At 51.6% G+C, this 16278-nt stretch carries 13 protein-coding genes; 8 read left to right on the top strand and 5 right to left on the bottom strand.

Annotation, left to right across the window (positions count from 1 at the left end; genetic code table 11):
• Nucleotides 1-91 precede the first annotated feature (91 nt).
• The 4 genes from ptrR to DDT52_RS13720 all read left to right on the top strand — a co-directional run bounded on the left by ptrR (nucleotide 92) and on the right by DDT52_RS13720 (nucleotide 3815).
• Nucleotides 92-958 (top strand): putrescine utilization regulator PtrR, encoded by an 867-nt coding sequence (gene ptrR, locus DDT52_RS13705; RefSeq protein WP_109055481.1) that lies wholly within the window; start codon nucleotides 92-94, stop codon nucleotides 956-958.
• A 76-nt stretch (nucleotides 959-1034) separates the two neighbouring features.
• Nucleotides 1035-2156, top strand: coding sequence for an S-(hydroxymethyl)glutathione dehydrogenase/class III alcohol dehydrogenase (locus DDT52_RS13710; protein WP_168709780.1), 1122 nt, complete (start codon nucleotides 1035-1037; stop codon nucleotides 2154-2156).
• A 148-nt stretch (nucleotides 2157-2304) separates the two neighbouring features.
• Nucleotides 2305-3171 carry an S-formylglutathione hydrolase gene (gene fghA / locus DDT52_RS13715; protein ID WP_136156841.1) on the top strand — a complete coding sequence of 289 codons (867 nt, stop codon included), beginning with the start codon at nucleotides 2305-2307 and terminating at the stop codon, nucleotides 3169-3171.
• 431 nt (nucleotides 3172-3602) lie between these two features.
• Nucleotides 3603-3815 carry a KTSC domain-containing protein gene (locus DDT52_RS13720; RefSeq protein WP_109055563.1) on the top strand — a complete coding sequence of 71 codons (213 nt, stop codon included), beginning with the start codon at nucleotides 3603-3605 and terminating at the stop codon, nucleotides 3813-3815.
• A gap of 119 nt (nucleotides 3816-3934) precedes the next feature.
• On the opposite strand, the gene DDT52_RS13725 is transcribed toward DDT52_RS13720, so the two are convergent.
• The gene (locus tag DDT52_RS13725; protein ID WP_136156842.1) at nucleotides 3935-5023 is read right to left on the bottom strand and encodes an oxidoreductase; all 1089 of its coding nucleotides are present in this window, start codon (nucleotides 5021-5023) and stop codon (nucleotides 3935-3937) included.
• Between the two features lie 263 nt (nucleotides 5024-5286).
• On the opposite strand from DDT52_RS13725, the gene DDT52_RS13730 reads away from it, so the two are divergent.
• Both DDT52_RS13730 and DDT52_RS13735 read left to right on the top strand, forming a co-directional pair.
• Nucleotides 5287-6801, top strand: a complete 1515-nt coding sequence (locus tag DDT52_RS13730; protein WP_136156843.1) for a sugar ABC transporter ATP-binding protein — start codon at nucleotides 5287-5289, stop codon at nucleotides 6799-6801.
• A gap of 71 nt (nucleotides 6802-6872) precedes the next feature.
• Entirely contained in the window at nucleotides 6873-7793 is a 921-nt protein-coding gene (locus tag DDT52_RS13735) for an ABC transporter permease (protein ID WP_247595531.1), read from the top strand.
• Nucleotides 7794-8116: 323 nt separating this feature from the next.
• Here the strand turns inward: DDT52_RS13735 and DDT52_RS13740 are convergent, their stop codons facing one another.
• The 3 genes from DDT52_RS13740 to yieE form a co-directional block, all read right to left on the bottom strand.
• Nucleotides 8117-9112, bottom strand: coding sequence for a 2-hydroxyacid dehydrogenase (locus DDT52_RS13740; protein WP_136156845.1), 996 nt, complete (start codon nucleotides 9110-9112; stop codon nucleotides 8117-8119).
• A gap of 587 nt (nucleotides 9113-9699) precedes the next feature.
• The gene (locus DDT52_RS13745) at nucleotides 9700-11169 is read right to left on the bottom strand and encodes an amino acid permease (protein WP_136156846.1); all 1470 of its coding nucleotides are present in this window, start codon (nucleotides 11167-11169) and stop codon (nucleotides 9700-9702) included.
• Between the two features lie 137 nt (nucleotides 11170-11306).
• Complete coding sequence (gene yieE, locus DDT52_RS13750) at nucleotides 11307-12179, bottom strand: DNA-binding transcriptional regulator YeiE (RefSeq protein ID WP_136156847.1); 873 nt, start codon at nucleotides 12177-12179, stop codon at nucleotides 11307-11309.
• A gap of 309 nt (nucleotides 12180-12488) precedes the next feature.
• Between yieE and DDT52_RS13755 the strand changes: the two genes are divergently transcribed.
• Together DDT52_RS13755 and nfo are read left to right on the top strand one after the other, a co-directional pair.
• Nucleotides 12489-13565, top strand: a complete 1077-nt coding sequence (locus DDT52_RS13755; RefSeq protein ID WP_136156848.1) for a YeiH family protein — start codon at nucleotides 12489-12491, stop codon at nucleotides 13563-13565.
• Nucleotides 13566-13644: 79 nt separating this feature from the next.
• Nucleotides 13645-14484 carry a deoxyribonuclease IV gene (gene nfo, locus DDT52_RS13760; protein ID WP_136156849.1) on the top strand — a complete coding sequence of 280 codons (840 nt, stop codon included), beginning with the start codon at nucleotides 13645-13647 and terminating at the stop codon, nucleotides 14482-14484.
• A gap of 93 nt (nucleotides 14485-14577) precedes the next feature.
• On the opposite strand, the gene fruA is transcribed toward nfo, so the two are convergent.
• A complete protein-coding gene (gene fruA, locus DDT52_RS13765) occupies nucleotides 14578-16266 on the bottom strand; it encodes a PTS fructose transporter subunit IIBC (RefSeq protein WP_136156850.1) in 1689 nt (562 codons plus the stop codon).
• Between the last annotated feature and the right edge of the window lie 12 nt (nucleotides 16267-16278).

The raw sequence follows: 16278 nt of genomic DNA on the forward strand, positions 1-16278 counted from the left end.
TGTTACATAAAAGTTGCGAACAGAGTGACTTATCGCTAAACTCACAAAAAGTGAATAATTAAAACAAAGTTAGTCACAAAAAGAGAAAATCATGGACCTGACTCAACTACGCATGTTTTGTCTTGTTGCCGAAACGGGTTCAGTCGTTCGGGCGGCAGAGCAGTTGCATCGCGTCCCCTCAAACCTGACGACCCGTCTCCGGCAACTTGAGCAGGAGCTGGGAGCCGCTCTCTTTATCCGTGAAAAACATCGCTTGCGGTTGTCCCCTATCGGGCACAACTTTCTCTGCTATGCACAACGTATTCTGGCTCTCAGCGAAGAAGCCATCAGCATGACCCGTACTGGTGAACCCGCCGGTAATTTTGCGTTAGGCTCAATGGAAAGTACGGCCGCGACCCGATTACCGGGCCTGCTTGCGGCCTATCATCAGCGTTATCCTGGCGTAGCGCTTTCACTGACGACCGGTACATCCGGGGAAATTGTCGATCGGGTTCGCGCCGGAACGCTGGCGGCGGCGTTTGTCGATGGCCCGGTTTCCTACGATGAACTGAACGGCTGCAAATCATTTCCTGAACATCTGGTGCTGATTTCGGATATCAATCATTCCCCCATCCACCACGCGCAGGATGCCAAAGACGACACGTTGTTCACTTTCCCACCACGCTGTTCATACCGTTCTCGTCTGGAAAAATGGTTCAGACAGGATGGAATCACGCTCGGCAACATCATGGAAATCCAGTCCTATCATGCCATGATTGCCTGTGTTGCCAGCGGAGCCGGATTGGCGCTCATCCCTGCCTCCGTACTTGAATTATTACCCGCTCATGAGCGGGTACAAAGACATGCGCTGCCCAAAGAAATCGCAGATACCGCCACCTGGTTAATATGGCGGCGTGATGCTTTTGGCCCCAATGTTGAAGCGCTGAAAAAGCTCATCATTGAACAATCGTCAACCTGACATCATGCTTATTGAGATTAATCAATAACCAATTTTAAACGTTTACGCAACATATTGCCGCTAGAGGAGTTACACCATGCAAATGATCAAAACCCGCGCCGCTGTCGCCTGGGGCCCGAACCAGCCATTAACGATTGAAGAAGTCGATTTGATGCCGCCTCAGAAAGGTGAAGTTCTCGTGCGCATTGTTGCCACCGGTGTTTGCCATACCGATGCTTATACCCTGTCGGGTAAAGATCCCGAGGGCGTTTTCCCCGCGATTCTGGGTCATGAAGGCGGCGGTATCGTTGAGGCGATCGGCGAAGGCGTAACCAGCGTGGCCGTTGGCGATCACGTTATTCCGCTATACACCCCTGAATGCGGCGAATGTAAATTCTGTCGTTCCGGGAAAACCAACCTGTGTCAGGCTATTCGCGCCACACAAGGTAAAGGTCTGATGCCGGACGGCACCACCCGTTTCTCTAAAAACGGCCAGCCTATTTTCCACTATATGGGCACCTCGACGTTTGCAGAACACACTGTCGTACCGGAAATTTCATTGGCCAAAATCAGTAAAGAAGCGCCGCTGGAAGAAGTCTGCCTGTTGGGCTGCGGCGTGACTACCGGCATGGGCGCGGTGATCAATACGGCCAAAGTGAAAAAAGGCGATACGGTAGCGATTTTCGGGCTCGGCGGCATCGGGCTGTCAGCCATTATCGGCGCACAAATGGCCGGCGCCAGTCGTATCATCGGGATTGATCTCAATACCAGCAAATTCGAGCTGGCACGCAAGCTGGGCGCCACCGATCTGATTAATCCCAAAGACGATGACAGGCCGATTCAGGATGTGATCGTCGAACTGACCGACGGCGGCGTTGATTTCTCATTTGAATGTATCGGAAACGTGAACGTTATGCGTTCCGCTCTGGAGTGCTGCCACAAAGGCTGGGGCGAATCGGTGATTATCGGTGTTGCCGGCGCGGGTGAAGAAATTTCCACACGCCCCTTCCAGTTGGTTACCGGCCGCGTATGGCGCGGATCCGCTTTCGGTGGCGTAAAAGGCCGCAGTCAATTGCCGGGCATTGTACAACGCTATATGGACGGTGAATTCCAACTGAACGATTTCATCACCCATACCATGAGTCTGGACGAGATCAATACCGCATTCGATTTAATGCATGAAGGTAAATCGATTCGTTCGGTTATCCATTTCAGCTAACGTCGTCATTACCCCTGCCCTGTTGATTTCAAGGTACCGCCATACGCTTTCCCAGTTTCCCCGCCGGATCGGGTGACTGGGATAGCCACCCACATACTGGCGACCTGGATGATGAGGGTTATAGCCAATATAAGGAGGCAGCACAAAGATGATCCCGTCACTGGAACTTCTGGAAGAACACCGCATGTTTGGCGGTTGGCAGCAGCGCTATCGCCATCTATCTGACACGCTGAACTGCAACATGACATTCAGCATTTACCTGCCGCCAACGCCCGATGATATCCCGCCGCCCGTGCTTTACTGGCTGTCCGGCCTCACCTGCAACGACGAGAACTTCACCATCAAAGCCGGCGCCCAACGCGTCGCGGCAGAGTTGGGATTGGTTCTGGTCATGCCGGACACCAGCCCGCGGGGAGAAGACGTTGCCAATGATGCAGGATACGACCTTGGACAAGGCGCGGGATTTTACGTCAACGCCACCCGGCAGCCCTGGGCCGCGCACTATCAGATGTATGATTACATCCATCAGGAATTACCCGCCATCATTAAGCAACACTTCAATGTGAACGAACGGCAATCCATCTGCGGGCATTCGATGGGTGGACATGGCGCGCTGATGCTGGCCCTGCGTAATCCAGCACAGTATCTCTCCGCATCGGCTTTTGCCCCGATCGTCAATCCTTGCCAGGTGCCCTGGGGACGCAAGGCGTTCGAGAACTATCTGGGCAAAGATGAAACTCAATGGCGGCAGTACGACAGTTGCCATTTACTGGCCAGCGCCCAACATAAGCTCCCCATACTGGTGGATCAAGGCGACTGCGACCAGTTTTTACCAGACCAGTTACAGCCGGCGAAACTGGCTGAATTGGCTCGGCAACACGCGTGGCCGCTGACGTTGCGTACGCAGTCTGGCTACGATCACAGCTATTTCTTCATTGCCAGCTTTATTGAGGATCATCTGCGCTTTCACGCCCAGTATTTATTGTCGTCCATCCCTGATCACCCTCACAAGTGAGGGTGAAAAACGCTTCCAGCGTTTCAGCCCAATGACAAGTTGCGGGAAGAATATGACTGGTTTACTGGAGATCGGCTCACCGGTGCCGATATACAAATTGCGGTACCGCTGATATTGGTGAAGATGCGAGTCAGTTCTGCCTGGCGGCCAGTATATCGAACGGATTGAGCGGTTAACGGCGTATCAACGCGCTTATATTCAGGATGAACAGCGAACCCAATCACGGCAACCCCGCCGGGTCGACAAATTTGCTCATTACCCGGCAACCGTTGCCTATAAATATCGCACTTTTCTTGATGAACGAGTAGCGTATTATACCGGACCAGAATTAAAGGGCTGGAAGACGGTAACTTCACGCTGTAAGGCGTCTAATAAAAATAGGCTGTTTCACCGTCTGGAATGTGGCATTGATCTTTTAGGAGTGATTGATTTTGCAAAGAAAACGGGTTTCATCATCAGAATTGTTTGCTATCGGATACGATGCGGAAAAGAGTCTATTGGAAATTGAACTGCTGAATGGCAGCATATATCAATACTCAGGCGTGGCGCGGATGATCTATGAAGAGTTAATGTCGAGCACGAACAAATACCGATATTACTCACGTTATATCAAAAGTTCGTTCGCCTACGAAAAAATACAGTAATCATCAGTCCGGTAGAGTTATGACGGGCATCCTGCCCGCCTTGCGGTGGGTCGAGTCGTTCAGTCATGAAAGATGATGGGTATGGCCATTGGGCGGATAATCCGCCCGTTACCTTTCCGTCAGCCAGCCAACGCCTCGACCTTTTTCAACGCGTCCAGCATGACATGCTCATCAAGTGCCAGTGGCAAATAGTGAATTGACTCGCCTTGTTTCAGCGTTCGTGCAATCACCGACTGAATCGCAGCGCGATCGTTGATATCCACTTCCAGCTCTGCCAGCGATGTCGGCAAACCCAACCCTTTGAACGCGTCGTGGAGTTGACGCAGCGTGGCGTCATCGCCCAGCAGGGCACTTTGAACCAGAATGCCGTAAGCGACTTTTGTGCCATGCAGGAATTGTTCAGTCTGTGGCAGAACCGTCAGCCCGTTGTGTACAGCATGTGCAGCGGCCACCCGGGTATAGCGCTCACCCAGCCCGCCGACCATACCGCCACCCGCGATGATGGCATCCACAACATCAAGAAACGCCGGCGTCAGTTCGCCGCGAGCGACAGCTTCCATTGCCGAAACGCTCTGCTTCAGTAACACATCCCTGATATCCAGCGCAGTTTGCAGACCAAGACGAACCGTCAATGGTAACGTATCAGGCTGCGGGCTGAGCACCATCGCTTCATACCACTTCGCCAACGTGTCACCGATGCCGGCCAGTAGATATTCTGGCGGTGCGGCCAGAATAATGCGGGGTTCAACCAGTACCAGATGGTTGGCATCGGTAAATATTTCAAAATTCAGCGCCTGCCCGGCATCGTTGTACCAAACAGACAGCGGCGTCCAGGCCGCGCAAGTCGCCGCAATCGTCGGGATGGCGACCAACGGAACACCGACCTGCCGGGCCACCACTTTGGCGGTATCCAACACCGCGCCGCCGCCAATGCCGATCACGACCTGACAGTTATCTCCTGCCTCCGCCGCCAACCGGGCCACTTCGCTTGCGCTACAGTGTGCGCCACACAGTGCGCGCCGGGCAGTAGCGGCGTTAAATTCCGCGGGTAAAAATGGCTTCGCCGCCGCCAGGGCGCGTTCCCCGTATATCCACAGGGCATGGTTCAAAACAGCCGGAGGATAGAACGCCAGTAATTTATCGATGGCCCCGGGAAAAGAAAAATAGTTGGCCGGACCGACCTGTACACGGATTGCCGTTGTGTTCATTTGCTGAAATTCCTATGCTTTTTATCATTGTGCAACCATTGATAGAAACCGACGGAGGCAGGCGTTCTGCATGCTCGCCCCTGAGTTACGCCATCTTATTCACTTACCTGATGCGGTTTAAGAATTTTTTTACTTATCTTATGCTTTTAAATTCATATCCCAGGGCTTTCGCTGCCCTTAATCTGTATTAAATTCTGTTAGTTATGTGATACCTTTCACACCCGTTTTCTGACGATATTTACCGCCAAGAGCGCTACCGAACCATGACGTCTACCACCCAACGAACCCGATTGGAAATGCGCAACATTTCTATCTCATTCTCTGGCTTTAACGCATTAAAGCAGGTTAATTTCACGCTGGAAGGTGGATCCATTCATGCATTAACCGGCGCAAACGGCGCGGGCAAATCAACACTGATGACCATTTTGTCCGGCGCCTACAGTCACTACCGTGGCGACATCATGATTGATGGCGTACAGGTGGATATTCACTCGCCGCGCGCCGCCAAACGATACGGCATTCATCTGGTACAGCAAGAGGTGGATGTGGCGCTGGTTCCCACACTGTCCGTTGCTGAAAATATCATGCTGGATACGCTGGCGCAGACGGGCCAAGTGCTCAACTGGTCCCAGCTGTACCAACAGGCACAGGCACTGCTCGACCAGCTCGGCGTCGCTCTGAATGTACGCCAGCGTCTGGATAACTGTTCTCTCGCCGAAAAACAGCAAATCCTGCTCGCCAGGGCACTGTCTCACGAATGCCGTTTTTTAATTCTGGATGAACCCACCGCCCCACTCGATCAGGCGGAAAGCACGCGCCTGTTTCAGGTTGTTCGGCGTTTACAGGCCGACGGGATCGGCATTGTTTTTATTTCCCACCGTATCCATGAGCTGAACGAAATCTGCGATACGTTAACCGTACTGCGTGACGGCGAATTTGTCAGTAGCGGCCCGATGCAGGGCTTAAGCGGTGAACAGATCGTCGAACGGATGCTCGGCCATCGGCTGGATGATATTTTCCCGCCCCGCCGGGCGACACAGAGCCAGGAGGTGTTGCTGCACGTTACCGGTCTGCATGACGAAACCCTGCTACGCGATATTTCTCTGACGCTGCGCAAAGGCGAAATTCTGGGCATTGCCGGACTGGCCGGCGCGGGTAAAACAGAACTGTGTAAGGCCCTGTTCGGCGCAACCGCCAGCCGGGTCGCCAATGGCGAATACCGTGGTACGGCATGGAAACCCCATTCCCCTCATCAGTCGGTTGAACAAGGTATTGCGCTGGTGCCGGAAGAACGGCGCAAAGAAGGGATTTTTATTGACGAATCAGTCACGATGAATCTGAGCGTCAGTGCCAGCGACAGCTTTTCCCGCTGGGGAATATTCAGCCATAAACAGGCATTCCGCTGGGCCAGGCACATCATTGCGCAATTGACCATTCGGACAACCGGCCCGATGCAAAAACTTGCCCGCTTGTCTGGTGGTAACCAGCAAAAGGTCGCTATCGGTAAATGGTTACGCAGCGAAGCTCAAGTGCTGATTTTTGATGAACCCACCAAAGGGGTGGATATCAAGGCAAAGCAGGATCTGTTCACACTGATCGATGGTCTGGCGCAGCAAGGCAAAGGCATTATTTACGCCTCAGGCGAATTTTCCGAACTGGTCGGTTTGTGTGACCGGATCTGCGTGCTATGGGACGGCCGTATCGTCGCCGAACTGAATGCATCAGATATTGATGAAGAAACATTACTATTGTATTCAACTGGAGGAACTCCCGCGTGAGTCACCAACTTTCACCTAACGGGGTGCTCCCCTTTCGCCATCGCTTCTTCGAGTTTCTGTACAAGTGGGGCATGCTGATTACCGTTGTGGCCCTGATCGCACTATTCGGACTGGCCTCGGATAATTTTTTGGATCCTTACAATATCATCAACATCTTGCGTTCGATTGCCATCGTAACGGTGATTGCCATCGGCGTGTCCATTTCGCTATCCGTCGGCGGGTTTGACTTATCTGTCGGCTCAACGGCGTCATTGGCCAATGCATTGGTGATCTCCCTGTTCGTCTGGCATGGGTTGGGGACGACGGGCGCCATTGTGTTGACACTGCTGCTCTGCACGCTGGTCGGGTTGTTCAACGCGTTTCTGATTGTCGTACTCAAGATCCCGGATATGTTGGCGACACTTGCCAGTCTGTTTGTGATTCAGGGCGTTGCGATGACCTACAGCTACGGCGGCTCCATCACCCAAAACATGGTGCTGCCAAACGGCGAAATGGCTGAAGGCATCATTCCTGAATTCTTTGCCACGCTGGGGCAGGTTCCGGTTATTGTCGTGATCATGCTCGTCGTCACGCTGCTTGTTCAGTTGTATTTGTCACTGACCAAACACGGACGCAGAATGTATGCCATTGGCGGCAACCCGGAAGCCGCACGGCTGGCAGGCATCCGCACGGCTCGCTATCGTGTTCAGGCCTATATCTTTTCATCGCTGCTGGCGGCGCTGGGCGGCATTCTGCTGGCTTCCCGTATTGGCTCCTCTCAGGTCAATGCAGGCGGTGGCTACCTGATGGATGCCGTCGCGGCGGCCTATATCGGTTTTTCATTAGCCGGATCTGGCAAGCCGAATGCGCTGGGTACATTGGTAGGCGCGGTTATTCTCGGAGTATTGCAAAACGGGCTGGTTATGCTCTCAGTGCCTTACTATGCCATGGACATCATCAAGGGGCTGGTATTGGCGCTGGCGCTGGCGATAACCTATATTCAAAAGCGTTGATTTCATTACGTTCACTCACCGCCTGCAAAGGTGGTGAGATAGAGAAACTCGTTTTTATTTATTATTAACCGCCTATTATTATCAAAACAACACTATCACAATAATACATTTCCCGGTTCCTGCTATTTTCCTGCCTGAAAAAATAACAACAATAACGCTATTTCCCCTGAGCTATAGAAACGATTGTTTCAATCGCTCAGGATTTCAATGCGATATCAGACATAAGCCATAAATATCCATACCCGATAAAAAAACAATCGCAATGCAACAGCAGCGGAATCATCAAGGTGTAAATAATAATATTAGTGACATATTAATCCTGCTTATTTAACATCATTTCCGTTTATTAATATCTGTGGATATCCTTGTTGCTGAACAAACTCGTCAATGTTTTCAATTGTTTTTTCCATCAGCGTTTGCAGGGCCGATGCGGAGGTCCATGAAATATGTGGTGTAATCAATAGATTAGGTAACGTTTTTGCCGCCAGCATCAGCGGATTGTTTTTAGCTGGCGGCTCCTGGGTCAGACAATCCAGCGCCGCACCGGCAATACGGCGCTGATTCAAGGCCAGGAGTAAAGCCGCTTCATCAATCAGTCCGCCTCTGGCGGTATTAACAACAAACGCGGTCGGTTTACACAGCGCCAATGTTTGTGAATTCAGCAGATACCGGGTCTCATCCACTAACGGACAATTCAGCGAAATAATATCCGCAGACTGTAAAACTTGTTCAAACGGCAAATACCCCGGACGACACTGCGCACTTTCTTTATGTTCGGAAAAAACGACTTTTATTCCCAGCGCCGTCGCCAGGCGAGCCACTTCACGTCCGATCGTCCCGGCGCCGATAATCCCCAGCGTTGAACCGGCAATGTCCTTAACCGGATAATCAAAGTAGGAAAACTGCGTCTGACTCGTCCATCGATCGCCGAGCTGATCCCGATGCCATCCCATCAGGCTATGTTTGAGCGCAAAAATCATGGCAATCACATGCTCGGAAACAGCCTGAGTCGCGTAGTTGGGCACATTCTTCACCGCGATCCCCAACTCAGCCGCCGCCACGGTATCAATGTTATTCGTCCCCGTGGCCGTTACCGCAATCAACTTTAAATCAGGCAACGCCGACAGCGTTTCCCGCGTCAATATGGTCTTATTGGTAATAATAATGTCGCTATTTTTCGCCCGGGCAATAACCTGCTCAGGAGCCGTGTAACTATATTCAATCCATTCATGGCGGCACTGTGGCCGCCTGAAGCTATTCTTTTTCAGGAAAATAGTTTCAGGCAGCGCGCCTTTATCCAAAAAGGTAATTTTTAGCATAGTCTTTAACCTGATTACTATTTATACACCGAAGTCTGGCTTTCGTTAGTAACAAATTCTATACATTGGAACGGAGTACAGAAATCCTCATCCCTAAAATAACTTATTAAACTTTATGTGTGTCTCTAAAAAAGATAGCAGAACAATTAATTAATTAACACGTACACCTCATCCAATTAACAATCAGACGGTCAATTATAAAATACAAGGATCCGCCAAGCATTCAGCGTAGACAGCATTAAAGTAATTAACAACTTTTAATAGGATGAATTTCATTCATTATCACGCCGCTAGTCGATAATAGAAAAAGAAACGCAGTTTTGATTTTTAATCAGTCCCTGTTCCAATCCCAAACATTGACACTTCGGGGAAAATAGCGAATACCGGCACTGACAGCACGACGCCGTATCAATTGGCGTCCAAAGCGGGAGAAAAACGCAGCAAACTAACGAGATGATGATTACCATCCGGATAAACATCGGGTTCGGTAAAATCGTTAAGGAGAGATAAAAAAGTTGCTCCATCTGAATGAAGCAACCTGATAAAAACGTATAACTTCGTCGCGGAAACGGCGGCGGCCAGCCCGCTTACTGTTTGTAATCGGGGAAGGTCATATCCTGATATTTGATAAAGCGAGAACCACGATACAATTTGTAGCCAAACCAAATCAGTAAGAACAGCGGAATACCGATATACGTCGCCGTGACGCCATACCAGTCGATTTTATCTTCCAGAAACGCCTGATAGTTCTGCCCCAGTGTAATCACCAGACAGAGTACAAAAGCAAAAATCGGCCCCAGCGGGAAGAAACCCGACTGATAAGGTAAGCGATTCAGGTCATGTCCCTGCATCACATAGCCGCGGCGGAAACGGTAATGGCTGATCGCAATCCCCAACCAGGCAATAAAACCGGTCATCCCTGATGTGTTCAATAGCCACAGGTACACCGTCTGGTTGCCGAACATCGATGACAGGAAGCACAACGCCGCCACCACTGTCGTTGCATATAGCGCATTGCGCGGCACACCTCCTTTTGACAGCCGGGCAAAAATACGCGGTGCCTTACCTTCCGAGGCCAGCGTAAACAGCATGCGCGTCGAAGCGTACATACCGGAGTTACCCGCCGACAGCACGGCCGTCAGGATCACGGCGTTCATCACCGCCGCCGCCGACAGCAAACCTGCATTCCGGAAGACCAGCGTGAACGGGCTGACGGTAATATCTTTAACATCATTACGCAGCAGGTTAGGGTCAGTATATGGAATGATCAGGCTGATGATCAGAATGGCGAAAATATAGAACAGCAGAATACGCCAGAATACCTGACGGATCGCCCGCGGAATATTTTTACCCGGATCCTGGGACTCACCGGCGGCAACCCCAATCAGCTCCGTTCCCTGAAATGAAAAACCGACAATCATCGCGACCCCGATCATCGCGGAGAAACCACCCGCAAAAGGCGCATCGCCAATCTGCCAGTTATGGAAACCCGCATTTTCAGCACCGCGCAGAATGCCCGCGATCATCAGGACACCCACGGCGATAAAGATAATAACCGTCGTCACCTTGATCAGTGAAAACCAGTATTCCGCCTCACCAAATCCTTTTACGGAAATGTAATTCAACAGAAACATCAGCGCCAGAAACAGCGCGCTCCAGATCCAGCCGGAGACTTCAGGGAACCAATACCCCATCACCAACTGTGCGGCGACAAGGTCAACGGCAATGGTGACGGCCCAGTTGTACCAATAGTTCCACCCCAGCGCGAAACCGAATCCTTCTTCTACATAGCGCGCACCGTAGGTTGAGAAAGAGCCGGAAACCGGCATAAAAGCCGCCAACTCCCCCAGACTCGTCATCAGGAAGTAAACCATCAAACCAATCAGAGCATAAGATAACAGTGCGCCGCCCGGACCGGCCTGTGAAACCGTTGCGCCAGAGGCGACGAATAATCCGGTGCCAATCGAACCGCCAATGGCGATCATGGTTAAATGCCGTGCTTTAAGCTCACGGCGCAGGGTCGGTGTTCCCTGAGATTGAATATCTTGCTGAGCCATTATTGTCCTGCGTGCTCTTGCCAAAAAAATCGAGGCGGGATTGTAGCAAATCGTTTTCAACAGGATAGATAAGATCGTCGAGTTATAAGAGAGGTTCATAACTCGGGCCCGATCATTAGCAACAGAAAATAGGTTCTCTATAACGTTTCGCGGCAATAACTCAGGAAACGCTGTAAGACATTTGAAATATGCTTCTGGCGATGATGAACCAGATATAACGTACGAGTGAGCCTGGGCAGCGGCACCGCCAACTCCACCAGCGTTCCCGCTGCCAGTTGTTCGGCAATCACATGGCGGGACAGGCAACTGATGCCAATACCGTGTCGCACCGCGTGTTTAATCGCCTCCGAGTTCCCTAATTCCATCACCAGATGGAAGTGTGGCAGCTGAGTCAACAGCAAATGATCCAGCACTTCACGCGTACCTGAACCCTGTTCACGTAAAATCCATGGCGCATCGGCCAACGCCTGTAGTGAAACATCCTGCTGGCAGAGCGGATTCGCCGGCGAACAAAAAACCACCAGCTCATCTTCCAGCCAGGGTTGAGTCACCAGATCGGTATGATGGCACGGTCCCTCAATCAGCCCAAGATCGACGTTGAATCCCGAAATCCCCGCAATCACGTCCTGAGTATTCCCAACGTGCAGTTCCAGTGGAATTTCAGGAAAATCCTGTCGATAACGGGCAATCATAGCCGGTAAGAGGTAGTTGCCGATGGTACTGCTGGCATAAATACGCAATGCGCCATTGTCATGACGAAAAAGTTGTTCAATTTCCACTGATTGTTCAAGCAACGCCAACGCTTTTGGATAGAGCAATCTCCCATGCTCATTCACAACAAGTCGCTTGCCGACGCGGTCGAACAGCTGAACGCCCAATTGCCCTTCCAAATCGGCCAATGCTGCGCTAACGGCAGATTGGGAAAGTGCAAGTACAACCGAAGCCTGGGTGGTTGAACCACTTTTCAGAACTTCTGCAAAAACTTCCAACTGGCGTAAGGTAATATGCATAATGGGTTCTTTATCGAAAATACCTATAGTTAGGAGAATATTAATAAATTTATCAGGAGATTTCACGGGATCAACCATCTTATGAGCGCCATCATATGCAGGAAAGCGTATTAAGAGGATACATGTAGACCGAAGTTCTGGAGAATTGAACCGCTCGTCAGGACGTATGCAAAAACGTTTAACCGCCGTAAAGCATCGTTCCTATATCTAAAATATAGATAGGTTATAAATATATAATCAATTTTTCTTTTATACCTTCTGATTATAGGATGAGCCCTCAGCTCGGTATTCTCAGAACAGGTATACAAAATGATTGCTCTTTCTGCGGTGCAACAACGCATCAAACCTCATTACAGAGTGATAACGCTACTCCCCGGCTTATCCGCGGTAAGTTTAATGACTCTTTTTATTCTCTGGCTGGCAACTATTCCGCAAGTGTCGCAGTGGGGGCCGGGATCACTAACATTAGCGATCGTGGCAGGGATTTTACTCGGCAATACCCTCTATCCCCGACTACATACTTACTGCGATCCGGGTGTGCAGTGGGCAAAACAGCATCTCTTACGCTGGGGCATCATGCTTTACGGATTTCGCATCAGTTTTCAGCAAATTACTACCGTTGGCACCGCGGGTATCATCATTGATCTGGCGATCGTCGCGTCTACTTTTCTACTCGCCTGCTGGCTGGGGCGGCGTGTATTTAAACTCGATAGCGAAACAACTATCCTGATCGGCGCTGGCAGCAGCATCTGCGGCGCGGCCGCCATTCTGGCGACGGCGCCGGTGGTCAACGCCTCCGGCGAGAAAATCGCCGTCGCTGTCTCTACCGTCGTCATCTTTGGTACTGCGGCGATATTTCTTTATCCGTGGCTATACCAACTTAACCTTGATTATCACTGGATAACATTAACGCCACAGACGTTTGGCATGTATCTGGGCTCAACCATTCATGAAGTGGCTCAGGTCGTGGCGGCCGGACACGCCATTAATGCCGAGACGGAAAATATTGCCGTTATTGGTAAAATGCTGCGCGTCATGCTGCTGGCCCCTTTTCTGCTTGCCCTTGGTCTTGTTTTGAAAAACAGACAACAGACACACTCGTCGGCGGCACCGGTTTCCCTGATGTTTCCCTGGTTTGCCTTATGGTTTGTCGCCATCGCGGCGTTCAATTCCTGCCAGCTTCTCTCCACCGGCGTGGTCAACGAATTGATCAAGCTGGATAACATTCTGCTGATGATGGCCATGATCGCCCTGGGGCTGACTACCCGTCTGAGTGCGATACGTCAGGCAGGTGTAAAACCGCTGCTGCTGGCGCTGATCTTGTTTCTCTGGCTGCTGGCGGGCGGCGCCGGAATTAATCTGGCCGTTGAACAATTATTCCGCTAACCGCAATAATTTATTCGTTAACGTCTCATTAACCCACCGGACAATGCCATAATACCTCTGTCATCAAGAGGAGAAGAACATGAAATACGTAGGTGCCCATGTCAGCGCTGCCGGTGGCGTCGATCAGGCCGTCATCCGTGCCCATGAACTGAACGCAACAGCGTTCGCGCTGTTTACCAAAAATCAGCGTCAATGGGAGGCCGCACCGCTCAATCAGGAAACTATCGAGCGTTTTAAAGCAGCTTGCGAACGCTATGCCTACACCCCGGCACAGATCCTGCCTCATGACAGCTATCTGATTAATCTTGGTCATCCCGAAGAAGCCGCGTTGGAAAAATCGCGCGCCGCCTTTATTGACGAAATGACCCGCTGCCAGCAACTCGGACTGAGTTTGCTTAATTTCCATCCGGGTAGCCATCTGAAGCAGATAGATGAAGACCGGTGTCTGGCGCGGATCGCAGAATCGATTAACATCGCGCTGGCACAGACGGATGGCGTCACCGCCGTTATCGAAAATACGGCCGGACAGGGAAGTAATCTGGGCTTTCGCTTTGAACATCTGGCCGCGATCATTGAGGGGGTGAAAGACAAAAGCCGCGTTGGCGTATGTATCGATACCTGCCATGCTTTCGCGGGCGGTTACGATTTACGCACCAAAGAAACCTGCGCATCGACGTTTGCCGAATTCGAACGCGTTGTCGGATTCCGTTATCTGCGGGGAATGCACCTGAATGATGCGAAAAGCGAATTCAATAGCCGCGTTGACCGCCATCATAGTCTGGGGGAAGGTAATATTGGCAGGACAGTCTTCAGCTATATCATGAAAGACCCGCGTTTTGATGGTATCCCGATGATTCTGGAAACCGTTAACCCAGACATCTGGGCAGAAGAGATAGCCTGGCTGAAATCTCAGGCTTGAATACACGCTTCCTTTATATGACCTGAAATAGAAAAAAGCGCCAGCAGGCATAATGTCTACTGGCGCTGTCTTTACAATAGGGCTCAGCCCTTTTTATGCGGCTTTCACCATTTGCTCATCAGGACGTTTCAGCAGGGCATACAGCACACCCGCCGCGGCCGTTCCGGCAATGATTGCCAGCAAATAACCGATAACCGGCGTAATCGCACCTGGGATCATCAGAACAAACAGACCACCGTGCGGCGCCATCAGTTTCGCGCCAATCGCCATGGACAGCGCGCCGGTCAATGCTCCACCAATGATACAGCATGGCAATACGCGCATCGGATCGCGGGCGGCGTAAGGAATCGCCCCTTCGGAAATAAAGCACAGCCCCAGAACCAACGCCGCTTTACCACCTTCACGCTCTGTCGCATTGAATTTCTTACGCGCCAGAATCGTTGCCAACCCCATCGCCAACGGCGGAACCATACCGGCCGCCATAACCGCGGCCATCGGTGCGTAAATCTGACTGCTGAGCAACGTGGTGCCGAATACATAGGCCACTTTGTTTACCGGGCCGCCCATATCCGTACACATCATGCCGCCCAGAATTGCCCCCAGAATCACCGCGTTCGCGGTTCCCATGGATTGCAGCCAGTCAGTCAGCCCCGTCAGGATTTTTGCCACCGGCGTACCGACGATATAAATCATGACCAGACCGGTAATCAGCGTGGCAAACAGTGGAATAATCAGAATGGGTTTAAGTGCTGCCATACTCTGCGGCAAATTCACCTTGTTGCTGATGAATTTGGCCACATAGCCCGCCAGGAAACCTGCGATGATCCCGCCCAGGAACCCCGCCCCCGTACTGACAGCCAGCATCCCGCCGACCAGACCCGGCGTTAACCCCGGACGATCGGCAATCGAGAACGCGATGTAGCCGGCCAGTACAGGCACCATCAGAGCAAACGCCGAACCACCACCAATCTTCATCAGTGCGTCGGCCAACGTTCCTTCCTGTTTAAACGCCTCGATGCCGAACACAAACGACAGCGCGATACACAGACCGCCCGCCACCACCATCGGCAACATGTAAGATACGCCCGTCAACAGGTGACGATAGGGACCCGTTCCGCCTTTCTGACCGGATTCGCTGCTTGCTGACGACGCACCGCCGGCCGGTTGATAAACCTGGGCTTCAACTTGCGCCTTGTCCAGTTCCTGAGCGGTTTTTTTCAATGCCAGTCCCGTTGAGGTACGGTACATTTTCTTACCGGCAAACTTGCTCAGATCGACTTCGATATCCGCGGCGACAATAACCAGATCGGCCTGTTCAACCTCTTCCGGCGTAATCGCATTCCCGGCGCCTACGGAGCCGCGAGTTTCAACTTTTACCCACCAGCCGCGTTTTTTAGCCTCGGTTTCAATCGCTTCCGCAGCCATAAACGTATGGGCCACGCCCGTCGGACAGGCCGTTACCGCGACAATACGCTTGGCTGCCGTACTTTGCTGAACGGGTGCTGACGCCGTTGCCTGATACAGTGTGGCTTCAGCCTGAGCTTTCGTCAGAAATGCTTCCGGCTGGCTGGCGGCCAGCTCCACATCGCCCACAAAGACTCGTTTACCATTCAACGCGCTATCCGCCGCCGCAGTCGCGCCCAGAATGATCACCAATTCAGACTCGCCAGCCTGTTCTGTAAATGTCAGCCCTGCTTTCGCAGCGGCAGCGCCGAGTAGGTTCTTCACCAGATGGCTTCTCGCCAGACCCAGTGATTTATCTAAAATCAGCAGCGTTTTCATTGTTTGTCTCCT

The organism is Brenneria roseae subsp. roseae, from assembly GCF_003115845.1.
GTDB lineage: Bacteria > Pseudomonadota > Gammaproteobacteria > Enterobacterales > Enterobacteriaceae > Brenneria > Brenneria roseae.

Excerpts from the sequence above, each read along its gene's own strand:
- ptrR (WP_109055481.1), top strand. The coding sequence starts at position 92 with ATGGACCTGACTCAACTACGCATGTTTTGTCTTGTTGCCGAAACGGGT.
- DDT52_RS13725 (WP_136156842.1), bottom strand. The coding sequence starts at position 5,023 with ATGAACACAACGGCAATCCGTGTACAGGTCGGTCCGGCCAACTATTTT.
- fruA (WP_136156850.1), bottom strand. The coding sequence starts at position 16,266 with ATGAAAACGCTGCTGATTTTAGATAAATCACTGGGTCTGGCGAGAAGC.
- DDT52_RS13730 (WP_136156843.1), top strand. The coding sequence starts at position 5,287 with ATGACGTCTACCACCCAACGAACCCGATTGGAAATGCGCAACATTTCT.
- DDT52_RS13740 (WP_136156845.1), bottom strand. The coding sequence starts at position 9,112 with ATGCTAAAAATTACCTTTTTGGATAAAGGCGCGCTGCCTGAAACTATT.
- nfo (WP_136156849.1), top strand. The coding sequence starts at position 13,645 with ATGAAATACGTAGGTGCCCATGTCAGCGCTGCCGGTGGCGTCGATCAG.
- fghA (WP_136156841.1), top strand. The coding sequence starts at position 2,305 with ATGATCCCGTCACTGGAACTTCTGGAAGAACACCGCATGTTTGGCGGT.
- yieE (WP_136156847.1), bottom strand. The coding sequence starts at position 12,179 with ATGCATATTACCTTACGCCAGTTGGAAGTTTTTGCAGAAGTTCTGAAA.
- DDT52_RS13755 (WP_136156848.1), top strand. The coding sequence starts at position 12,489 with ATGATTGCTCTTTCTGCGGTGCAACAACGCATCAAACCTCATTACAGA.
- DDT52_RS13745 (WP_136156846.1), bottom strand. The coding sequence starts at position 11,169 with ATGGCTCAGCAAGATATTCAATCTCAGGGAACACCGACCCTGCGCCGT.
- DDT52_RS13710 (WP_168709780.1), top strand. The coding sequence starts at position 1,035 with ATGCAAATGATCAAAACCCGCGCCGCTGTCGCCTGGGGCCCGAACCAG.
- DDT52_RS13735 (WP_247595531.1), top strand. The coding sequence starts at position 6,873 with ATGCTGATTACCGTTGTGGCCCTGATCGCACTATTCGGACTGGCCTCG.